This is a genomic window from Ruegeria sp. YTSC325 (genome assembly GCF_059609525.1).
In genome coordinates this window covers 1-1,611 of record NZ_JBXWLY010000036.1, presented here as the reverse complement: position 1 = coordinate 1,611, position 1,611 = coordinate 1, and the positions used below count along the sequence as shown (strand labels likewise).

The window sequence follows — 1,611 nt, the reverse complement described above, 5'->3', positions numbered from 1 at the left end:
CTGCTTGATAGCCCTGGGCATCGATACGGCTCGGAAATCAACGGCACCCGTAAATCTGGTTGGGGGAAAGGTCAGAACCGCGATTTTCAGGAAACGCCCGCTTTCTTAGCTTTGCGGTCTTCAAAACCATTGTCAGAGGCAATCGCAGAGGGCGTCAGAGAAGGTCGAAGAGACCGGATGATCAACAAGGATCTCGGCCCCGATGTCAGCGACCAACAGATGGCATTTTGGATGCAAGAACTTACCGAGATTGTTCTCCTAGATTTCATCTTTAGCCAGCAGGACCGCGTAGGAAACATAGACTTCACACCCTATTGGTATTGGGTCGAAGACGGAGACCTGAAGCATAGGAAGGCCAAGCACCATCAGCCAAACGATGGAGACGTTCCCGCCGACGCATTATTGATCCGTCGCAGCAATCTAAACGACAACGATGCTGGTGGGCGGGTTGAGTATGCCAACTTCGCGAAATCTACTCAAATGCTAGAGAAAATGCGGCATTTCTCTCCAAGCACATACCGACGCTTGGTTGCGCTGAATAGTGACCTCCAGTCGCAAGGCCCGGTCTATGACTGGTTGTCGCAAAGCTTTGGGTTGTCAGACAGTCAGATTGCACAAGTTGTCAAAAATACTGCGCTGGCAACGTCCATTCTCCAGAGCAATTGTTCAAATGGCGATTTGATGTTCGACTTGGATCCTGTCGCATTCTTTTTGAGAAACGGCACCGAGGTAGAGGCTGTGGACTGTTATGAACCGTAGGTGTTCTGCTCTTATTGCGGTGTTCATTTGGACCGCTGTGCTAACCTGCAAGGCCGCGGCATTGGATGTCATCGTCATATCGGATCTGAACGGAAGCTACGGTTCGGTAAAATACGATGCCCGCGTCGACAAGGCGATTGAGCGGATAGTCGAGATTGATCCAGATCTGGTTATTTCGACCGGAGATATGGTTGCGGGACAGCGCATTCCCAACTTGTCCGACAAACAGGTCAGGGAAATGTGGAAAGCGTTTCACGAGGCGGTATCAGATCCTTTAACGGCTGCCGGAATTCCGTTTGCGGTCACGCCGGGAAACCATGACGCCTCCGCTTACCGAGGGTTCGAGCGTGAAAGAAAAATATACGCAGAGGAATGGACGCCGAGAAAGCCAGACGTCGACTTCCTGGTTTCAGATGACTACCCGTTCTTCTACGCATTTGAGATGCAAGGCATTACGTTTGCGTCTCTGGATGCTACGACCCTAGGGCCGCTGTCCGGCGATCAGCAGGACCGGCTACAGGAACTGGGTGCAGACGAGGACCCGATTGTCACTTTCAGTCACCTCCCACTTTGGCCGTTCGCGATCCAGCGCGAACGCGAAATCATCGGTGACCCAACACTTGAAAAAATCTATTTGGAAAGCGGTGTCGTTCTGCATCTGTCAGGCCACCATCATGCCTTCTATCCCGGTTGGAAAGACGGTGTAGCTTACGTCTCCCAAGCTTGTTTGGGCGGTGGCCCGCGACGGTTAATCGGCTCAAAAGCCAGATCGCCTCACAGTTTCACTCATGTAACGTTCCAGCCAAACGGAGAATTTGGGATTGCGGTGTATCGAGGGCCTGATTTCGAAAG

The 1,611-nt window shown here is 52.1% G+C and carries 2 protein-coding genes; both read left to right on the top strand.

Translation table 11 applies throughout. From position 1 onward, the window contains the following. Positions 1-759, top strand: a 759-nt coding sequence (locus AC2FF7_RS22125; RefSeq protein WP_496906359.1) for a hypothetical protein, incomplete at its 5' end; no start/stop codon positions are given. Positions 760-820: 61 nt separating this feature from the next. Continuing rightward, a partial coding sequence (locus AC2FF7_RS22120) for a metallophosphoesterase family protein (protein ID WP_496906358.1) occupies positions 821-1,611 on the top strand: 791 nt, incomplete at its 3' end.